Annotated in this window: 14 protein-coding genes; 8 read left to right on the forward strand and 6 right to left on the reverse strand. The window is 72.5% G+C overall.

Annotated features, from left to right (window positions below; all coding sequences use genetic code 11):
* Window positions 1-79: 79 nt before the first annotated feature.
* The 3 genes from rmdA to EV562_RS03040 form a co-directional block, all read right to left on the reverse strand.
* Entirely contained in the window at window positions 80-2,224 is a 2,145-nt protein-coding gene (gene rmdA, locus EV562_RS03030; RefSeq protein WP_133885050.1) for a cyclic Di-GMP phosphodiesterase RmdA, read from the reverse strand.
* Window positions 2,221-3,033: an SAM-dependent methyltransferase gene (locus tag EV562_RS03035; RefSeq protein WP_133885051.1), complete on the reverse strand. Its 813-nt coding sequence runs from the start codon at window positions 3,031-3,033 to the stop codon at window positions 2,221-2,223. Before EV562_RS03035 ends, rmdA begins: the two co-directional genes overlap by 4 nt.
* 225 nt (window positions 3,034-3,258) lie before the next feature.
* Window positions 3,259-4,206, reverse strand: coding sequence for an SCO0930 family lipoprotein (locus EV562_RS03040; RefSeq protein WP_133885365.1), 948 nt, complete (start codon window positions 4,204-4,206; stop codon window positions 3,259-3,261).
* Between the two features lie 755 nt (window positions 4,207-4,961).
* On the opposite strand from EV562_RS03040, the gene EV562_RS35840 reads away from it, so the two are divergent.
* The 3 genes from EV562_RS35840 (at window position 4,962) to EV562_RS03055 (ending at window position 6,577) form a co-directional block, all read left to right on the forward strand.
* The gene (locus tag EV562_RS35840) at window positions 4,962-5,093 is read left to right on the forward strand and encodes a hypothetical protein (protein WP_279588467.1); all 132 of its coding nucleotides are present in this window, start codon (window positions 4,962-4,964) and stop codon (window positions 5,091-5,093) included.
* A 15-nt stretch (window positions 5,094-5,108) separates the two neighbouring features.
* On the forward strand, window positions 5,109-5,873 hold the full coding sequence (locus EV562_RS03050; RefSeq protein ID WP_133885053.1) for a DUF4239 domain-containing protein: 765 nt from the start codon (window positions 5,109-5,111) through the stop codon (window positions 5,871-5,873).
* Between the two features lie 188 nt (window positions 5,874-6,061).
* Window positions 6,062-6,577 (forward strand): hypothetical protein, encoded by a 516-nt coding sequence (locus EV562_RS03055; protein WP_133885054.1) that lies wholly within the window; start codon window positions 6,062-6,064, stop codon window positions 6,575-6,577.
* 102 nt (window positions 6,578-6,679) lie between these two features.
* Here the strand turns inward: EV562_RS03055 and EV562_RS03060 are convergent, their stop codons facing one another.
* Window positions 6,680-7,174, reverse strand: a complete 495-nt coding sequence (locus tag EV562_RS03060; RefSeq protein WP_133885055.1) for a hypothetical protein — start codon at window positions 7,172-7,174, stop codon at window positions 6,680-6,682.
* Between the two features lie 330 nt (window positions 7,175-7,504).
* Between EV562_RS03060 and EV562_RS03065 the strand changes: the two genes are divergently transcribed.
* Window positions 7,505-8,173, forward strand: coding sequence for a class F sortase (locus EV562_RS03065; protein WP_133885056.1), 669 nt, complete (start codon window positions 7,505-7,507; stop codon window positions 8,171-8,173).
* A gap of 31 nt (window positions 8,174-8,204) precedes the next feature.
* Here EV562_RS03065 and EV562_RS03070 read toward each other — a convergent pair whose 3' ends face one another.
* Window positions 8,205-9,044 carry a polysaccharide deacetylase family protein gene (locus EV562_RS03070; RefSeq protein WP_133885057.1) on the reverse strand — a complete coding sequence of 280 codons (840 nt, stop codon included), beginning with the start codon at window positions 9,042-9,044 and terminating at the stop codon, window positions 8,205-8,207.
* 109 nt (window positions 9,045-9,153) lie between these two features.
* Here EV562_RS03070 and EV562_RS03075 point away from each other — a divergent pair, with 109 nt between their 5' ends.
* Together EV562_RS03075 and EV562_RS03080 are read left to right on the forward strand one after the other, a co-directional pair.
* Window positions 9,154-9,615, forward strand: a complete 462-nt coding sequence (locus tag EV562_RS03075; protein ID WP_133885058.1) for a universal stress protein — start codon at window positions 9,154-9,156, stop codon at window positions 9,613-9,615.
* Window positions 9,616-9,716: 101 nt separating this feature from the next.
* On the forward strand, window positions 9,717-11,123 hold the full coding sequence (locus tag EV562_RS03080) for an amino acid permease (RefSeq protein ID WP_133885059.1): 1,407 nt from the start codon (window positions 9,717-9,719) through the stop codon (window positions 11,121-11,123).
* Between the two features lie 44 nt (window positions 11,124-11,167).
* On the opposite strand, the gene EV562_RS03085 is transcribed toward EV562_RS03080, so the two are convergent.
* Window positions 11,168-12,322 carry a CapA family protein gene (locus EV562_RS03085; protein ID WP_133885060.1) on the reverse strand — a complete coding sequence of 385 codons (1,155 nt, stop codon included), beginning with the start codon at window positions 12,320-12,322 and terminating at the stop codon, window positions 11,168-11,170.
* A gap of 251 nt (window positions 12,323-12,573) precedes the next feature.
* Here EV562_RS03085 and EV562_RS03090 point away from each other — a divergent pair, with 251 nt between their 5' ends.
* Window positions 12,574-13,128, forward strand: coding sequence for a sigma-70 family RNA polymerase sigma factor (locus EV562_RS03090; protein ID WP_133885061.1), 555 nt, complete (start codon window positions 12,574-12,576; stop codon window positions 13,126-13,128).
* 141 nt (window positions 13,129-13,269) lie between these two features.
* Complete coding sequence (locus EV562_RS03095) at window positions 13,270-13,785, forward strand: hypothetical protein (protein WP_133885062.1); 516 nt, start codon at window positions 13,270-13,272, stop codon at window positions 13,783-13,785.
* Window positions 13,786-13,838: the final 53 nt, after the last annotated feature.

Raw genomic sequence — 13,838 nt, forward strand, 5'->3', positions numbered from 1 at the left:
CGGGCCCGAGGCGGGGCGTGCGGGACGGAGGGCCGGCCGGCACACCACCGGTGGGGATCGAGCGGGGCTGCGGCCGCGGTCAGCCCGTGGCGTCCACCAGCGCCAGCTCGTGCAGCCGCTCCGGCGGGCCCGGGCGTGCGTAGTACCAGCCCTGGGCCGTGTCGCAGCCCAGTATGCGCAGCTGCTCGGCCTGGGCGCCGGTCTCCACGCCCTCCACGGTGACCGCGAGGTCCAGGCTGTGGGCCAGCGCGACGATCCCTTCGACGATCTTCAGGTCGACGGGGTCCGCCGGGAACTGCTGCATGCTCTGCGTGAACGAGCGGTCCAGCTTGAGGACGCTCACCGGCAGCCGGCGCAGGTTGGCCAGGTTGGAGTAGCCGGTGCCGAAGTCGTCCAGGGCGATGTCCACCCCCATCTCGGCCAGTCGGCGCAGCGGCTTCAGCAGGTCGTCGTCCGCACCGATCAGCGCCGACTCCGTCACCTCCAGGCACAGCGCGTCGGGCGTGACACCGGCCCGCTCCAGGATCTCCACGGTGTCCTGGACCAGTCCCGGGTGGGTGAGCTGGCAGGGCGAGAGGTTGACGTTGATGCGCAGCGGGCCCGCGACGGTCGTCTCGCCGTACCGCTCCCGCCACAGGCGGGCCTGGCGCACGGACTGTTCGAGGACCCAGCGGCCCAACGGCACGATCAGGCCCGTGTGTTCGGCGAGCGGGATGAAGCGGTCGGGACCGAGCACCCCGTGCTGCGGGTGCAGCCAGCGCACCAGCGCCTCGGCGCCGCGCACACTGCCGTCGCCGAGGTGGACCAGCGGCTGGTACTCGATGAAGAACTCGCCGCGCTCCAGGGCGGCCGGCAGCGCGGTGGTCAGCCCGTGCCGGGTGATGACGCGGGCGTCGGCCTCCGGGTCGGCCAGCTCGAAGCGGTTGCCGCCCGCCGACTTGGCCCGGTACATCGTGATGTCGGCGCTGCGCAGCACCTCGGCCGGGCTGCGCTCGCCCGCCGGGCCCTCGACGACGCCGATGCTGCCGCGCACGGTCAGGTCGCGCCCGTCGACGCTGACCGGGGCGAGCAGCGCGTTCATGATGCGCCCGGCCAGCTCGTCGACCTCGCGCCGGGTGTCGGGGCCCGTGGTCAGTGCCACGAACTCGTCGCCGCCCAGCCGGGCCACCATCTCACCGGGCGCGGTGGCGCAGGCCTGGAGCCGGTCGGCGACCTCCACCAGCAGCCGGTCACCGGCGGCGTGGCCGAGGCTGTCGTTGACGGCCTTGAAGCCGTCCAGGTCGAGGTAGCACAGGCCGAAGCGCTGGCCGGGGCCCGCGTTCAGGGCCTTCTCCAGCCGCTCGAAGAAGAAGCTGCGGTTGGGCAGGCCGGTGAGCGCGTCGTGGGTGGCCTCGTAACGCAGCCGCAGGTTGAGCAGCCGCCGTTCGGTGGTGTCCTCCATCAGCGCGAGCTGGTACTGCGGGGCGCCGTCGGCGTCGCGCAGCAGGGAGACGGTGAGGTTGGTCCACAGGACCGTGCCGTCGGGCCGGTAGAAGGCCTTCTCGACGTGGTAGTGCTCGCGCTCGCCGCGCACCAGCTCCTCGTAGAGCCGCCAGATCTGCGGCGCGTCGTCGGGGTGCGTCCACTCGGTCGCCCGGCGGCCGCCGAGCACGGGGTCGGGGATGCCGAACATCCGCATCAACGCGTCGTTGACCTGGAGGACGTTGCCGTCCAGGTCGGCGATGCCGATGCCTATGGCGGCGCCCTCGAAGACCGCGCGGAAGCGGGCCTCGCTGGCGTGCAGCGCCTGGGCGACCACGCCCTGCGCCTTCAGGGCGGCCTGCGCGATGGCCTCCTGCTCGGCCAGGGTCCTCGAGCGCAGCGCCCCGGCGAACCCGGCCGCCATCGCGTGCTGGAGCCGCGCCGAACGCGCCCGCAGGTCCTCCGGGTCGCCGTCCTCCCCGCAGTAGAGCACCAGGTAGGCGTCGACGCAGTCGAGTGTCCTGGAGAGCGCCTCGGGGTCGGTGCAGTGCGCGTCGACGAGGGCGGCGCCGACCGCCCTGCCCTCCGCCGCGTCGAAGCCCCGCGCCCGCAGCACCTCGCTCAGCCGGCGGGCCAGCGGCAGCAGTTGGGCCTCGAACTCGGGCCGCGTGGACGACGTCGAGGTCACCGGGAACACCGCCCGGCTCCAGATCGTCGCGAACCGGCGCAGCCGGTCCTCCGTCCCGTCCGGCTCCGCGCTCACGCCGTACGCCCCACGCCGGCGAACCCTGAGAACGCGTACGGGTCCTCTTCCTCGGGCTCCCCCTCCGGCCTCCAGCGCGGCATCGGAACCAGTCCGGGTTCCACCATGTCGTACCCCTCGAAGAACCGCGCGATGTGCTCGCGCGAACGCATGATCAGCGGATTGCGGATGTCCTTGTACACGTCCACCGCGCCCCCGGCCCGCTCGGCGGGCAGCGGGATGTTCTCGTACGAGGCGTGCGTGAGGACGAGCAGGCTGCCGGGCGCGAGCGCGTCGCTCAACTCGGCCACCGCAGCGTACGGGTCGTCCTCGTCCGCCACGAAGTGCAGTATGGCAACCAGCAGCAGGGCGACCGGCCGATTCAGGTCGATCAGCCGCTCCACCCGGGGGTCGGCCAGAATCTCCCGCGGCTTGAGCAGGTCGCCGGCCACGACGTCCGCGTGGTCGACGTCCGCCAGGACGGCCTCGCTGTGCGCCACCGCCACCGGATCGTGGTCCACGTAGACCACACGGGCGCCGGGACGGCTGCGTCCGGCCACCTCGTGGACGTTGCCGAAGGTGGGGATTCCGGAGCCGATGTCGAGGAACTGGTCGATGCCCTCGTCGGCGGCGAAGCGCACGGCCCGGCGCATGAACGCCCGGTTGGACTGCATGATCTTGGGGAGCCCCGGCATGAACTCCATGGCCCGGCGGGCCGCTTCCCGGTCGACCTCGAAGTTGTGCGAACCGCCCAGGTAGAAGTCGTAGATCCGGGACACGCTGGGCACCGAGATGTCGATGCTGCGAGGGGCCCAGGCGGGACGCTCCATCTAGCTCTCCAAGGCATAGGCGGTCCGGTGTTCGAGCTGAGGCTACTGATCGCCCGCCAAAGGAGCGAGCCCAACCGGAAATTGACCGTCCGTTCCCGGTCACTGCCTGCGGCACGTGCCGTGCGCGAAGGCGTGCCAAAACACACGAACGGGACCGTCCCCTCCGTCTGCGGACGGAGGGGACGGTCCTGTGTCTGGCCGCCGGAGGCCGGAGCGCGGGGGCCGCTACTTCTTCGGCGCGCCGACCGGTTTTCCGTCCGGCTTGACGGCGTACCAAGTGCCGCCGACGCCTTGGCCGTTGGTGTCGCCGGCCTTCTTGTCACCGGCGAACGTGTAAATGGGCCAGCAGTCGATCGTCTGCTGGGCGGCTCCGTCGGGGCGGGTGAAGCTCATCAGCCCCTTCTTCTCGACGCCCTCGGTGTCGTTCGTCTCGACGGGCGCCACGACCGGCCACTTCGCCAGGCAGCCGCCGGTGCACGCCGACACCGGCTTCGGCCAGGCCTCGTCCTTCATGAAGCGGTAGACCGTCATGCCGTTCTTGTCGACGACGATCTCGCCGAGTTTCGGGTCCTTGCGGGTCGCCAGCCCGGCGGCCGGCTCGGCCGTGGCCTTCTTGCCGTCGGCGGCCAGCGCGTACCACTTCTTGCCGACGCCCTGGCCCTTGACGTCACCGGCGGCGGTGTCCTTGGCGTAGCGGTACGCGGGCCAGCCGCCGATCGTCAGTTGTTTGGTGCCGTCGGGGCGGGCGACCTCGCCGAGCAGGTCCGCGTCGATGCCCTCACCGGCGAGGGCGTCGTCGGCGGCCACCGGCGGCCACGCGGTGGCGCAGTCGTTCTCGCAGGTCGTCTTGGGGGGCTCGGCGGTGTCGGCGTCGAAGCGGTAGAGGGTACGGCCCGCTCCGTCGGTCACCAGGTCGCCGATCTCGGCGTTCGGCGAGACGGACAGCTTGCCCGCGGGCTCCGGCGCGCCCGCCGGGGTCTGTCCGCCGCCCGCGCCGGTGCCGGCCCCGTCGCCGGCGCTCGCGCCGAGGTCGCCGACGTCGCCGGGCGCGGCCGTCGCGCCCACGTTCTGACTGCCGGTGGCGCCGCCGCCGTCCTGGCCGCACGCCGTCGTCAGCGCCAGCAGCGCCGCGGCGCTCACCACGAGTGAGGCGCTCCGCCAGGAGGTCTTCATCGTCAATCCCCGATCGTCACGAAGGTGTTGGGACGCCCTTCCGGCCGCCGCACGACACTGGGTACGCACGGGGGCGCCCGTCGTGTTCAACGAGGGCGCGGGTTTCTTTCCCGTCCGTCACTCGCCGCGCGACGTCTCGCACACATTTCCGAAGTCCGGCGCGGACCGGTCAGCCGCGGTCAAACCCCTGGTGGGGCCGTGTCCCTCCTTCGGGGCAATCGAGGGGCACTCGGCCGTGGGACGGTGCTCCAGGCTTCATGATCTGCGTCGTGCATGGACCCGAACCGACCCGACCCGCCGCCGCCGGGCGGGTGTTGGCCCTGGTGACGCTGACGTTCACCCTCGTCGGCATACCGGTGGGCCCGGCGCAGGCCGACGCCTGCGCGTACGCCTCGACCGGACCGGACGGCACCGACGCGGTGGCGGTCGCCGGGAACCATCCCTGGCCGCCCTTCCCGCCGTGCCCCAAGCCCACCCCGACTCCGACGCCCACCCCGACCCCGACACCGACACCGACACCTCCGCCCCCTCCGCCCGAGCCCCCTCCCCCGCCGCCCACGCCGAAGCCTCCCCCGCCGAAGCCACCGGCGCCGAAGCCCGAACCACCGCCGCCGGCCCCGCGTCCGGCGCCGCCCCGGCCCGCGCCGACCCCGCCCCCGGCCCCGGCACCCAGCACCGCCCCGCCGCCGGTCCGCCCCGCGTCGCCCGCCCCCGCCCCGTCGGTCACGCCCACGCCCACGCCGTCCCTCAGCCCGGTGCACTACCCGCGCCAGCGGGCCGCCCGGCCGCCGCGGCGGTCCACGGGCGGCGCCACGTCACCGCTCGTCTTCGTCCTGCTCATCACCGTGCCCGCGGTGGTCGCGGTCGCCGCGCTCCGTGCGCGCTGATTCCTGGAGGCCCTCTTGCCGGAATGGCTTGTTCTCACCCTCGCGATGCTGGCCGCCTGTGTCGTGGTGGTCATCGTCACCTTCCTGCGGCACCGCACCGCGTCCGACGACGAGGACATCACCGAGACTCCGGACGTCATCGAGTACATGACGATGTGGATCGGCGTGGTGTACGCCATCGTCCTGGGCCTGGCCATCGCCGGTGTCTGGGAGGCGCGCAGCGCGGCCCAGGCCGACGTGCAGACGGAGGCCGTGGCGCTGCACGAGGTCTCGGAGCGGGCGCGGGTCTACCCGCCCGAGGTCCGTGACCGCATCCGGGCGGATGTCAACGCCTATGTCGGACACGTCGTCACCACCGAGTGGAAGGCGATGGCCGATCACGGGGAGGTGACCGACCGCGGCACCGACCTGCTGGACCGCGTCCGTGCGGACGTCACCGACTACGAGCCGCGCTCGGACTTCGAGGCCCAGGCCTACCAGCCCCTCGTCGACCAGGTCGCCCTGGCGGACCAGGCCCGCAACTCCCGGGCGCAGTCGACCGGGGCGACCATGCCGGGGGTGGTGTGGTTCGGGCTCATCGCCGGGGCCGTCGTCACCATCGGGATGGTCTTCGCCCTGCAGATCCGTCGCACGCCCCGCGAACTGGTCCTCGCGGGACTGTTCTCCGCGCTGATCGCCTTCCTGCTCTTCCTGATCTGGGACTTCGACGCGCCCTTCAGCCGGGGCGTGGCGGCGTCCACCGACCCGTTCCTGAGCCTCTTCCCGGGCGCCGGGGACTGACACGGCGCCAGGGGCGGTGGCGGCCGACACGCCGCCACCGTCCCCTGACCGGCCCACACCCTTGCCCCATTCGCGCGACTGCGATCGCGGTGACGTGCGCGGTTTTCTAGCGTTTCGGACATCGAGGTGCATTTCTGGCGCGAGCGGAACTGGTCCGCCGCCGCTCCTCGGGGACCGGAGGATTCACCATGCGCGCGATACCCGTCGCCTCGGTCGCACTGCTGGGCGCCGCCGCCCTCTCCGCCTGTGTCCCGGCGGGTGCCGTGGGCTCGAACACGTTCGGCTTCACCGTCTCCCCGGCCACGGTGGAGCCGGGGAGCGAGGTCACGCTGGGGGTGGGCCGCACCGCCGCGGGCTGCCACGGGCGGGTGACGGTCACCTCTCCGGTGTTCGACACGGTCACCATCCCCCGGCACGAGTCGTCCGCGACGGCGCGCGTCGACCGGGATGCCCGGCGCGGCGCCGTCTACCGGGTGACGTTCGCCTGCCGGGACAAGACCGGCACGGCCGACCTGACCATCGCGGGCGGCTCGCACCGCCCGTCCGACGAGCCCTGGCACTCCAAGGGGGTGCACGCCGGTGGGGGCGGCAGCGTCGCCGGGTTCGACCTGAAGCAGATCGGGCTGGGCGCGGCGCTCGTCGCGGGGGCCGTGGGCACGGCGTACCACCTCATGCGCCGGCGTTCCGGCGAGGACGGCGCCTGATACCTCCGACGCCTCAGCACGACGCGCGCAGGACGTCGCCCCGGATCCGACGAGGGTCCGGGGCGACGTCGTGCGCCCGTGTCCGGTGGGGGCCGAGCGGGGTCAGATCCGCCGCTCGGACCGGCGGCGCATCCAGAACAGCCCGCCACCGGCGACGGCCGCGGCCACGAGCCCGCCGCCGATCGCGATGTCGGTCGAGGTCGCCCCGTCGGAGCTGCTGCCGCCGAGGCCGCCGCGGACACCGCCGATGACGGTGAAGGCCGCCGGCCGGGTCAGCCGCCGGCCCGAGCAGTTGACGGTGATGTCGTACGAGCCGGGCCTGGCGTCCTGCTTGATGGTGGCCGTGCCCCTGGACGTCTCGTTGGCCCCCCTGACCGGCGTCAGGTGGGTGGTCCGGAAGGCGTCCGAGGTCATGGTGCCGCCCTGGGGGCAGCCGTCGACCGTGACGGTCATCTGACCGCCGCGGGCGATGACGCTGGGCAGCGCGACGATGTTGCTCGGCTGGTTGTGGTCGCCGCCGGCGGTGGCCGCGGGGGCGGCCAGACCGAGGACAGCGACCGCGGCGCCGGCTGCCGCGAGGGCACGAGTGTTGCGCATGTGATCCTCCGCGGAAGACGCCCCGGGTCCCGTCCCCGGTCGATCGGCGAGAAGCGCCTCCCAGAAAGACCCTCAGTTGACCTGCGCGCAGCCGCATTTCGGGAATGGTCCGTCCTGGTGAGGGGGCCGCCGGGCGGCAACCGCGCGAGGGGATATCGCCGCAGGTCACACACCGTCAGAAAATCTCCGTCGGCCGCGTCCCGGATGGCGCACGTGAGGACGCCCGCACCACCCGTTCGCCGCCGCCCCGTCGCCGGTCCCCGGCGCGGCGCTTAGCGTGCTCGTATGCGCGGATGACCCGGCGACGGCCGGGTCGAGAGGGGATGGCGAATGTACGACTCCGAGTTGGCCGAAGAGGAGGAGCGGCGGAGGAAGCGCGCTCCCTGGAGCGTGATAGCGCTTGTTCTGCTGACCGGTCTCGCGCTCATCCGCAACGGCTCGGGGGAGTTCGACGTGGGCCCGCCGCAGCCGGCCTCGGCCGCCGCAGCCCCGGACACCCGCGCGGCCGGCGGCGACGCCGCCGCCCCCGGTGTGACGCCCCTGCCGTACTCGGTGCCCGACCGGGTCTCCGTTCCCGCCATCCAGGTGGACGCGCCGGTCATGGGGGTCGGTCTCGACGCGGACGGATGGGTGGACGCGCCGCCGCCCGAGGACCCGAACCTGGCCGGCTGGTTCACGGGCGCGGTCGCGCCGGGGGAAAAGGGCACAGCGGTCGTGGTCGGTCACGTCGACAACGAGCAGGGGCCCGCCGTCTTCTACGGGCTCGGCGCCCTGAAGAAGGGCAACAAGGTGGACGTGCACCGCCAGGACGGCAGGACGGCGGTCTTCGAGATCTACGGCATCGAGGTGTTCGAGAAGAACAACTTCCCCGGCGACCGGGTCTACGGCTCCAAGGGCAGCCCCGAGCTGCGGGTCATCACCTGTGGCGGCGGTTTCACCAAGCAGAACGGCTACGACGGGAACGTCGTCGCCTTCGCCCGCCTGGTCGGGGTCCGCTGAGCGTGCCCCGGCCCGGCGGGCGCCGCGGCGGTCAGATCAGTCGCCGCCGGGGGACGGTGAGGTGGTAGCCGGAGTCGAGCAGTTCGGGCAGATAGCGCCGCAGGGCGCGGACACTCTGCGAACGGTTGCCCCCGGCGTCGTGCGAGAGCACCACGACGCCGGGGGCGGCGCCTTCCTCGACCCGGTCGACGATGGTGCCGGTCCCGGGAGTCGTCCAGTCCAGGGTGTCGACGCTCCAGGCGAGCGGCTCCATGCCGAGTTCCGCGCCCAGTTGGAAGGCTGCGCGGTTCCAGGCGCCGTAGGGGGCCCGGAACCAGCGGGGCGCCTCGCCGTAGGCCTGCTCGACGACCTCGCTGGTGCGCTCCATCTCGGAGCGGATGCGGCGCCGGGAGAGCTTGGTCAGCAGCGGGTGGGACCAGGTGTGGTTGCCGACCGTGTGCCCCTCGTCGGCCATCCGGGTCAGCAGGTCCCGGTTGTAGTCCGCCATCTCCCCGCACACGAAGAACGTGGCGTGCACCTTGTACTTCGCGAGGGTGTCCAGGATCTCGGGGGTGTACTCGGGGTGGGGGCCGTCGTCGAAGGTGAGCAGCAGGGTGCGGCCCCGGCCGGTCATGCGCAGGATCGGCTCGCTGCGCACCGGGGGCCGCCGGGGCGTGGCTCGGGGTGCGCCGTATCCGGTCAGCGGCTGGAGGCGGTAGGCGGAGGGCTTGAGCGGGCTGCGCTGCGGGGGCCCCGGTGCGGGGAGGGGGGCGGGCGGGCTGACCGCTCCGTCGCCCGGTCCCAGGACGAGTGCGCCGCCGGCGCCGGCCGCGCCCAGGGCCGCGATGCCGGTGAGCAGGGTGCGGCGGGTGACCAACTGATCCTTCTTCATGACTCATCAGTCGCCCGCCCGCGGTGCGCCGCTCCTGAGAAACACCGGTGCGGCGGCACGGAACCACCCGCCCGGCTCAAGATCACGAAGGCTCCGATAGCCTCGCCGCGTGACGGAACAGCACTCCCATCAGTTCGAACGCGGCACGGACGGCCCGAAGGTCATCGTCGCCGGTGTGGACGGCTCCGACTCCTCGCTGCGGGCCGCGGCCTACGCCGGAGGGCTGGCCAGGAGGCAGGGCGCCCTGCTGGCCGTGGTGTACGTGCAGCCGGTGCTGGTGGGCGGCGCGGCACTCGGGGCGTCGGTGGCCGAGACGACCGACGAGATCGCCGAGGAGCTGGTGGCGCAGATCCGGGAGGCGACCGAGCGGGTGAAGGGGATATTCGACGTCCGCTGGGAGTTCCACACGTTCCGCGGCGACCCGTACAGCGGTCTGGTGCAGACGGCCGACCAGTTGAAGGCGGACGCGGTGGTGGTGGGCGCCTCCGAGCAGGCCGGTCACCGGTTCGTCGGCTCGGTCGCGGTGCGGCTGGTGAAGGCGGGGCGCTGGCCGGTGACGGTGGTGCCGTAGCACCGGCCGGGCCCGTGCGTGCGTCGTGCTTCCGTCGTGGACGTGTGTGCGTCATCATGATCCACCGTCAGCCGTTTGCCGATCACAAAGAGGTGGGGCGCATGGCCGGGTTCCGCATGGGTGAGGGTGTTCTCCGCCGCAAACCCATTGAGCGCATCGACGAGACGGAGAGCGGCGGGGGCCTGGTGCGCTCGCTGGGGCTGTGGCAGCTGACCGCGATCGGCGTCGGCGGCATCATCGGAGCCGGCATCTTCACGCTGGCCGGCACGGTCGCCAACGGCACGGCGGGTCCCGCGGTCCTCATCTCCTTCCTCATCGCCGGCGTCGCGAGCGCGGCGGCCGCCCTGTCGTACGCCGAGTTCGCCGGGCTGATCCCGAAGGCGGGCTCCGCCTACACCTACGGTTACGCGGTCCTCGGCGAGCTGGTGGGGTGGTTCATCGGCTGGGACCTGCTCCTGGAGTACACGGCGATCGTGGCGGTGGTCGCGATCGGCATCTCGGGCTACTTCAGCTTCCTGGTCGGCGAGATGGGTGCCGACCTGCCGAACTGGATGCTGGGGGCGCCCGGTACCGGCGACGGGCACAAGGTCGACCTGTTCGCGGCCGTGCTGTGCCTGCTGATCGCGTATCTGCTGACGCTGGGGATCAGGAACGCGGCCCGCTTCGAGATGGTCGTGGTCGTCCTGAAGGTGCTCGTGGTGCTGCTGGTGATCGGGGTCGGCGTCTTCCACATCAACACCTCGAACTACCACCCGTTCTTCCCCTTCGGGGTGGGCGGTGCGTTCACCGGCGCGGCCACGGTGTTCTTCGCGGTGTTCGGCTACGACGCCATGTCGACGGCGGCCGAGGAGTCCAAGGACGCCCAGCGGCACATGCCGAAAGCGATCATCTACTCGCTGATCATCTCGATGGTGCTCTACGTGGCGGCCTGTCTGGTGCTGACCGGCATGCAGAACTACAAGGACATCGACCCGGAGAGCGGCTTCTCGACGGCGTTCAAGTCGGTGGGGCTGAGCTCGCTGGCCGACGTCATCGCGGTGGGCGCCATCATCGGCATCCTCACGGTGATGTTCACGTTCATGCTCGGTGTCACCCGCGTGTGGTTCTCCATGTCGCGCGACGGGCTGCTGCCCAAGTGGTTCGCCAAGACCCATCCGACGCGGCACGTGCCGACCCGGGTCACCTGGATCGTCGGGTTCGCTTCGGCCGCCATCGCCGGGTTCCTGCCCATCGGTGAGGCGGCGGAGCTGACCAACATCGGCATCCTGCTGGCGTTCGTGGTGGTGTGCGCCGCGGTGATCGTGCTGCGCTACCGGCAGCCGGACCTGCCGCGCACCTTCCGCACGCCGTGGATGCCGTTCGTGCCGGCGCTGGGCATCGTCTTCTCCGTCTGGCTGATCACCTTCCTGCAGTGGCAGACCTGGGTGCGGTTCGCCGTGTGGTTCGTGGTCGGCCTGGTGGTCTACTTCGCCTACTCGTACCGCAGGTCCGAGCTGGCCGGTCGATAAGGCGACGGGCGGAGGACCCCCGACGCCCGGGGGCCGCGCCCCGGCTACTCCCCCATCACCAGGCCGTCCTCGGCGGCGCCCCGGCTGAGTACCACGTCGCGGACGCGGTCGCGGACGCCCCGCAGCTCGGCGCCCTTCTCCAGCGCGCGGTTCAGGTTCACCACCCGGCCGGCGTCGACGTCGAACAGCTGCGGGACGAACTCGGCCCTGGTCACCTTCCAGCGTTCGCCGGCCCGGTCGGGCGGGGCGAAGGTGAAGCGGCCGATGGTCGACTGGTTGCCGCGCGGGTCGCGGGCGCCCTCGCCGTTCACCATCTCGCCCGCGATCTGGTCGCCCATGCCGTAGACCACCCAGGTGCCGTTGACCTTCTCGTAGGCCTGCGGGACGTGGGCGTGGGTGCCGAGGATCAGGTCGATGTCGGGACGGTCGCCGGTGCGTGCCGCGGTCAGGCCGCGGGTCAGGTCCACCTGCTCCCGGTCGGGCGCGTCCTGCCACTCGGTGCCCCAGTGCAGGGACACGACGACGACGTCGGCGCCGGCCTCCCGCGCGGCCCGCGCGTCCTCGACGACGCGTGCCTCGTCGAGCAGGTCGACCGCCCAGGGCTGCCCGTCGGGAAGGGGGTGGCCGTTGGTGTGGAGGGTGTAGGCGAGGTGGGCCACCTGGGCACGGCCCGCGCGCAGCATCGTCGCGGTGTCCGCCTCGGCCTCGGTGCGCGCCGTACCGGCGTGCCGTACGCCGGCGCGGTCCAGGGCGTCCAGGGTGCGGCGGATGCCGTCGGCGCCGTCGTCGACGCTGTGGTTGGAGGCCGTGGAGCAGCCGTCGTAGCCGGTGGCGGCCAGCGCCCGGGCCACCTCGGGCGGTGACTTGAAGAAGGGGTAGCCGCTGTAGTCGCCGTTCGCGCCGTAGACGGTCTCCATGTGGCACAGGGCGAGGTCGGCGCGCGAGACGACGGGCCGGGCGCCGGCGAGCATGGGGCGGAAGTCGTAGCCGGCGCCGCCGGCGTCGAAGCGGGCCCGCTCGATGACCGAGTCGTGCGGGAGCACGTCCCCGGAGGCGACCAGGGTGAAGGCGCCTTCGACAGCGGCGGGCGGGGCCGGGGCCGGGGGTCTCGGCGGCTCGTGGTCGCGGGCCTGGCAGGCCGCGCCCGCGGTGAGGAGGGCGGTCAGGGCCAGGGCCACCTGCCGACTGCGTGTGATCATCGATTCACTCCGCTGGGTCGCACACACCGATGAAAGTCACATTTACTGACAAATAGATAAAGAGTCGCGGCTCGTCACGGGCGGCTCCGACACGCCCATTAGGCCGTCCGGCGTACGTGAACGGGGCGCCCGGACCGCCGGCCGGGCACGCACGACCGTTCGTCGAACCGTTCGTCGACGCGATCGACCGTCCGCCGCACACCCGTGCGCGCGCCCTGTCCCCGGACGGCCCCCTGCGGTGCCATACGGCCATGACGGCCGGAATCACCCTCACGGACACAGCGAACGGGACGACCGCCGAGCACGAGCTCGCCGCACTGCAACGCGAGCACGGCCGGCCGCTCTTCGCGCTGCTGCTGCGGCTCAGCGACGGCGACCGGCAACGTGCCGAGGACCTGGTGCAGGAGACCCTGGTCCGCGCCTGGCAGCACCCCGAGGCGCTGCGCGCCGACGACTTCGACTCCGTACGGCCGTGGCTCCTGACCGTGGCCCGGCGGCTCGCGATCGACGCGCGCCGGGCCCGGCTGGCGCGCCCGCCGGAGGTCGGCGACGCCGTGCTGGAGAACGCGCGCGTCTGCGGGGACCACGCCGAACGGGCGGCCGCCGCCCTCGATGTGCGCGAGGCTGTGAAGACACTCACTCCGGAGCACCGTGACGTCCTGGTGCTGGTGTACCTCCAGGGGGCGAGTGTGGCGGAAGCCGCGGCGGCCCTCGGCATCCCACCCGGTACCGTGAAGTCCCGTGCGTACTACGCGCTGCGTGCCATGCGCAGAGTGCTACCGGGATACGCCGCCGACCTGCGGTGAAACCGACCCTTTGGTCAAGCCTCTGCAAAGCGCCTTGCCCGGGACCCCGGTTGGGCAGTCGGCTGTCCTCATCCGTGTTCCGGACGGGGGTCCACGACCCGGGTCGGGCGACGCGCACGCACCGGAGGAAGGCAGGAAGGGATGCTGCACAGAGGTCAAGAGAGCACGGACGGTACCGGCGGGGGCGAACTGAGCGTTCCCATGGCGTGGTTGTACGCCGAGTACATCGCCGACGAGCTGCTGCGGACCGGCGACCTGATGCCGCCGACGTCCTTCGAGTTCCGCGCCGGACGTGACGCGCTGGCGCTCACCGTCTTCCTGTCCGACACCGACGACGAGCTGGGCGGCATCCGGGTCGTCACCCACCTGGAGACCTGGCTGTCCCTGACGGCCTACGACCAGCCGTGGCACGAGTGGGTGCACGGACGGCTCGCCGAGGTCACGGCCGACGCGCTCGCCGCCGGACGCCACTCGCCGGACCTGGAGCTGGCCCGGGCGGCCTGGCGCTGGCTGCAGGAGACGGAACTGCTCGCCCCCGACCTCAACGCGGTTCCGGGCGGGGCGGCGGTGGCCGGAGAGGACGAGGGACCGAAGGTGTGGACGCCCGCCTGGCAGCTGGGACTGCCCCTCGGGCACCTCGCCATCCACCTTTTCTGAGGCCCGCCCGCCGCCGGGTTGCGATTCGGTCGCGGCTTGAGTGATTCGGCTGT

It is taken from the genome of Streptomyces sp. BK208 (assembly GCF_004364245.1).
Taxonomy (GTDB): Bacteria; Actinomycetota; Actinomycetes; order Streptomycetales; family Streptomycetaceae; genus Streptomyces.

Bases quoted from the DNA above. Each gene is read 5' to 3' on its own strand.
- EV562_RS03090 (WP_133885061.1), top strand. From the start codon at position 12,574: ATGACGGCCGGAATCACCCTCACGGACACAGCGAACGGGACGACCGCC.
- EV562_RS03060 (WP_133885055.1), bottom strand. From the start codon at position 7,174: ATGCGCAACACTCGTGCCCTCGCGGCAGCCGGCGCCGCGGTCGCTGTC.
- EV562_RS03065 (WP_133885056.1), top strand. From the start codon at position 7,505: ATGTACGACTCCGAGTTGGCCGAAGAGGAGGAGCGGCGGAGGAAGCGC.
- EV562_RS03070 (WP_133885057.1), bottom strand. From the start codon at position 9,044: ATGAAGAAGGATCAGTTGGTCACCCGCCGCACCCTGCTCACCGGCATC.
- EV562_RS03095 (WP_133885062.1), top strand. From the start codon at position 13,270: ATGCTGCACAGAGGTCAAGAGAGCACGGACGGTACCGGCGGGGGCGAA.
- EV562_RS03080 (WP_133885059.1), top strand. From the start codon at position 9,717: ATGGCCGGGTTCCGCATGGGTGAGGGTGTTCTCCGCCGCAAACCCATT.
- EV562_RS03035 (WP_133885051.1), bottom strand. From the start codon at position 3,033: ATGGAGCGTCCCGCCTGGGCCCCTCGCAGCATCGACATCTCGGTGCCC.
- EV562_RS03085 (WP_133885060.1), bottom strand. From the start codon at position 12,322: ATGATCACACGCAGTCGGCAGGTGGCCCTGGCCCTGACCGCCCTCCTC.
- EV562_RS03040 (WP_133885365.1), bottom strand. From the start codon at position 4,206: ATGAAGACCTCCTGGCGGAGCGCCTCACTCGTGGTGAGCGCCGCGGCG.
- EV562_RS03055 (WP_133885054.1), top strand. From the start codon at position 6,062: ATGCGCGCGATACCCGTCGCCTCGGTCGCACTGCTGGGCGCCGCCGCC.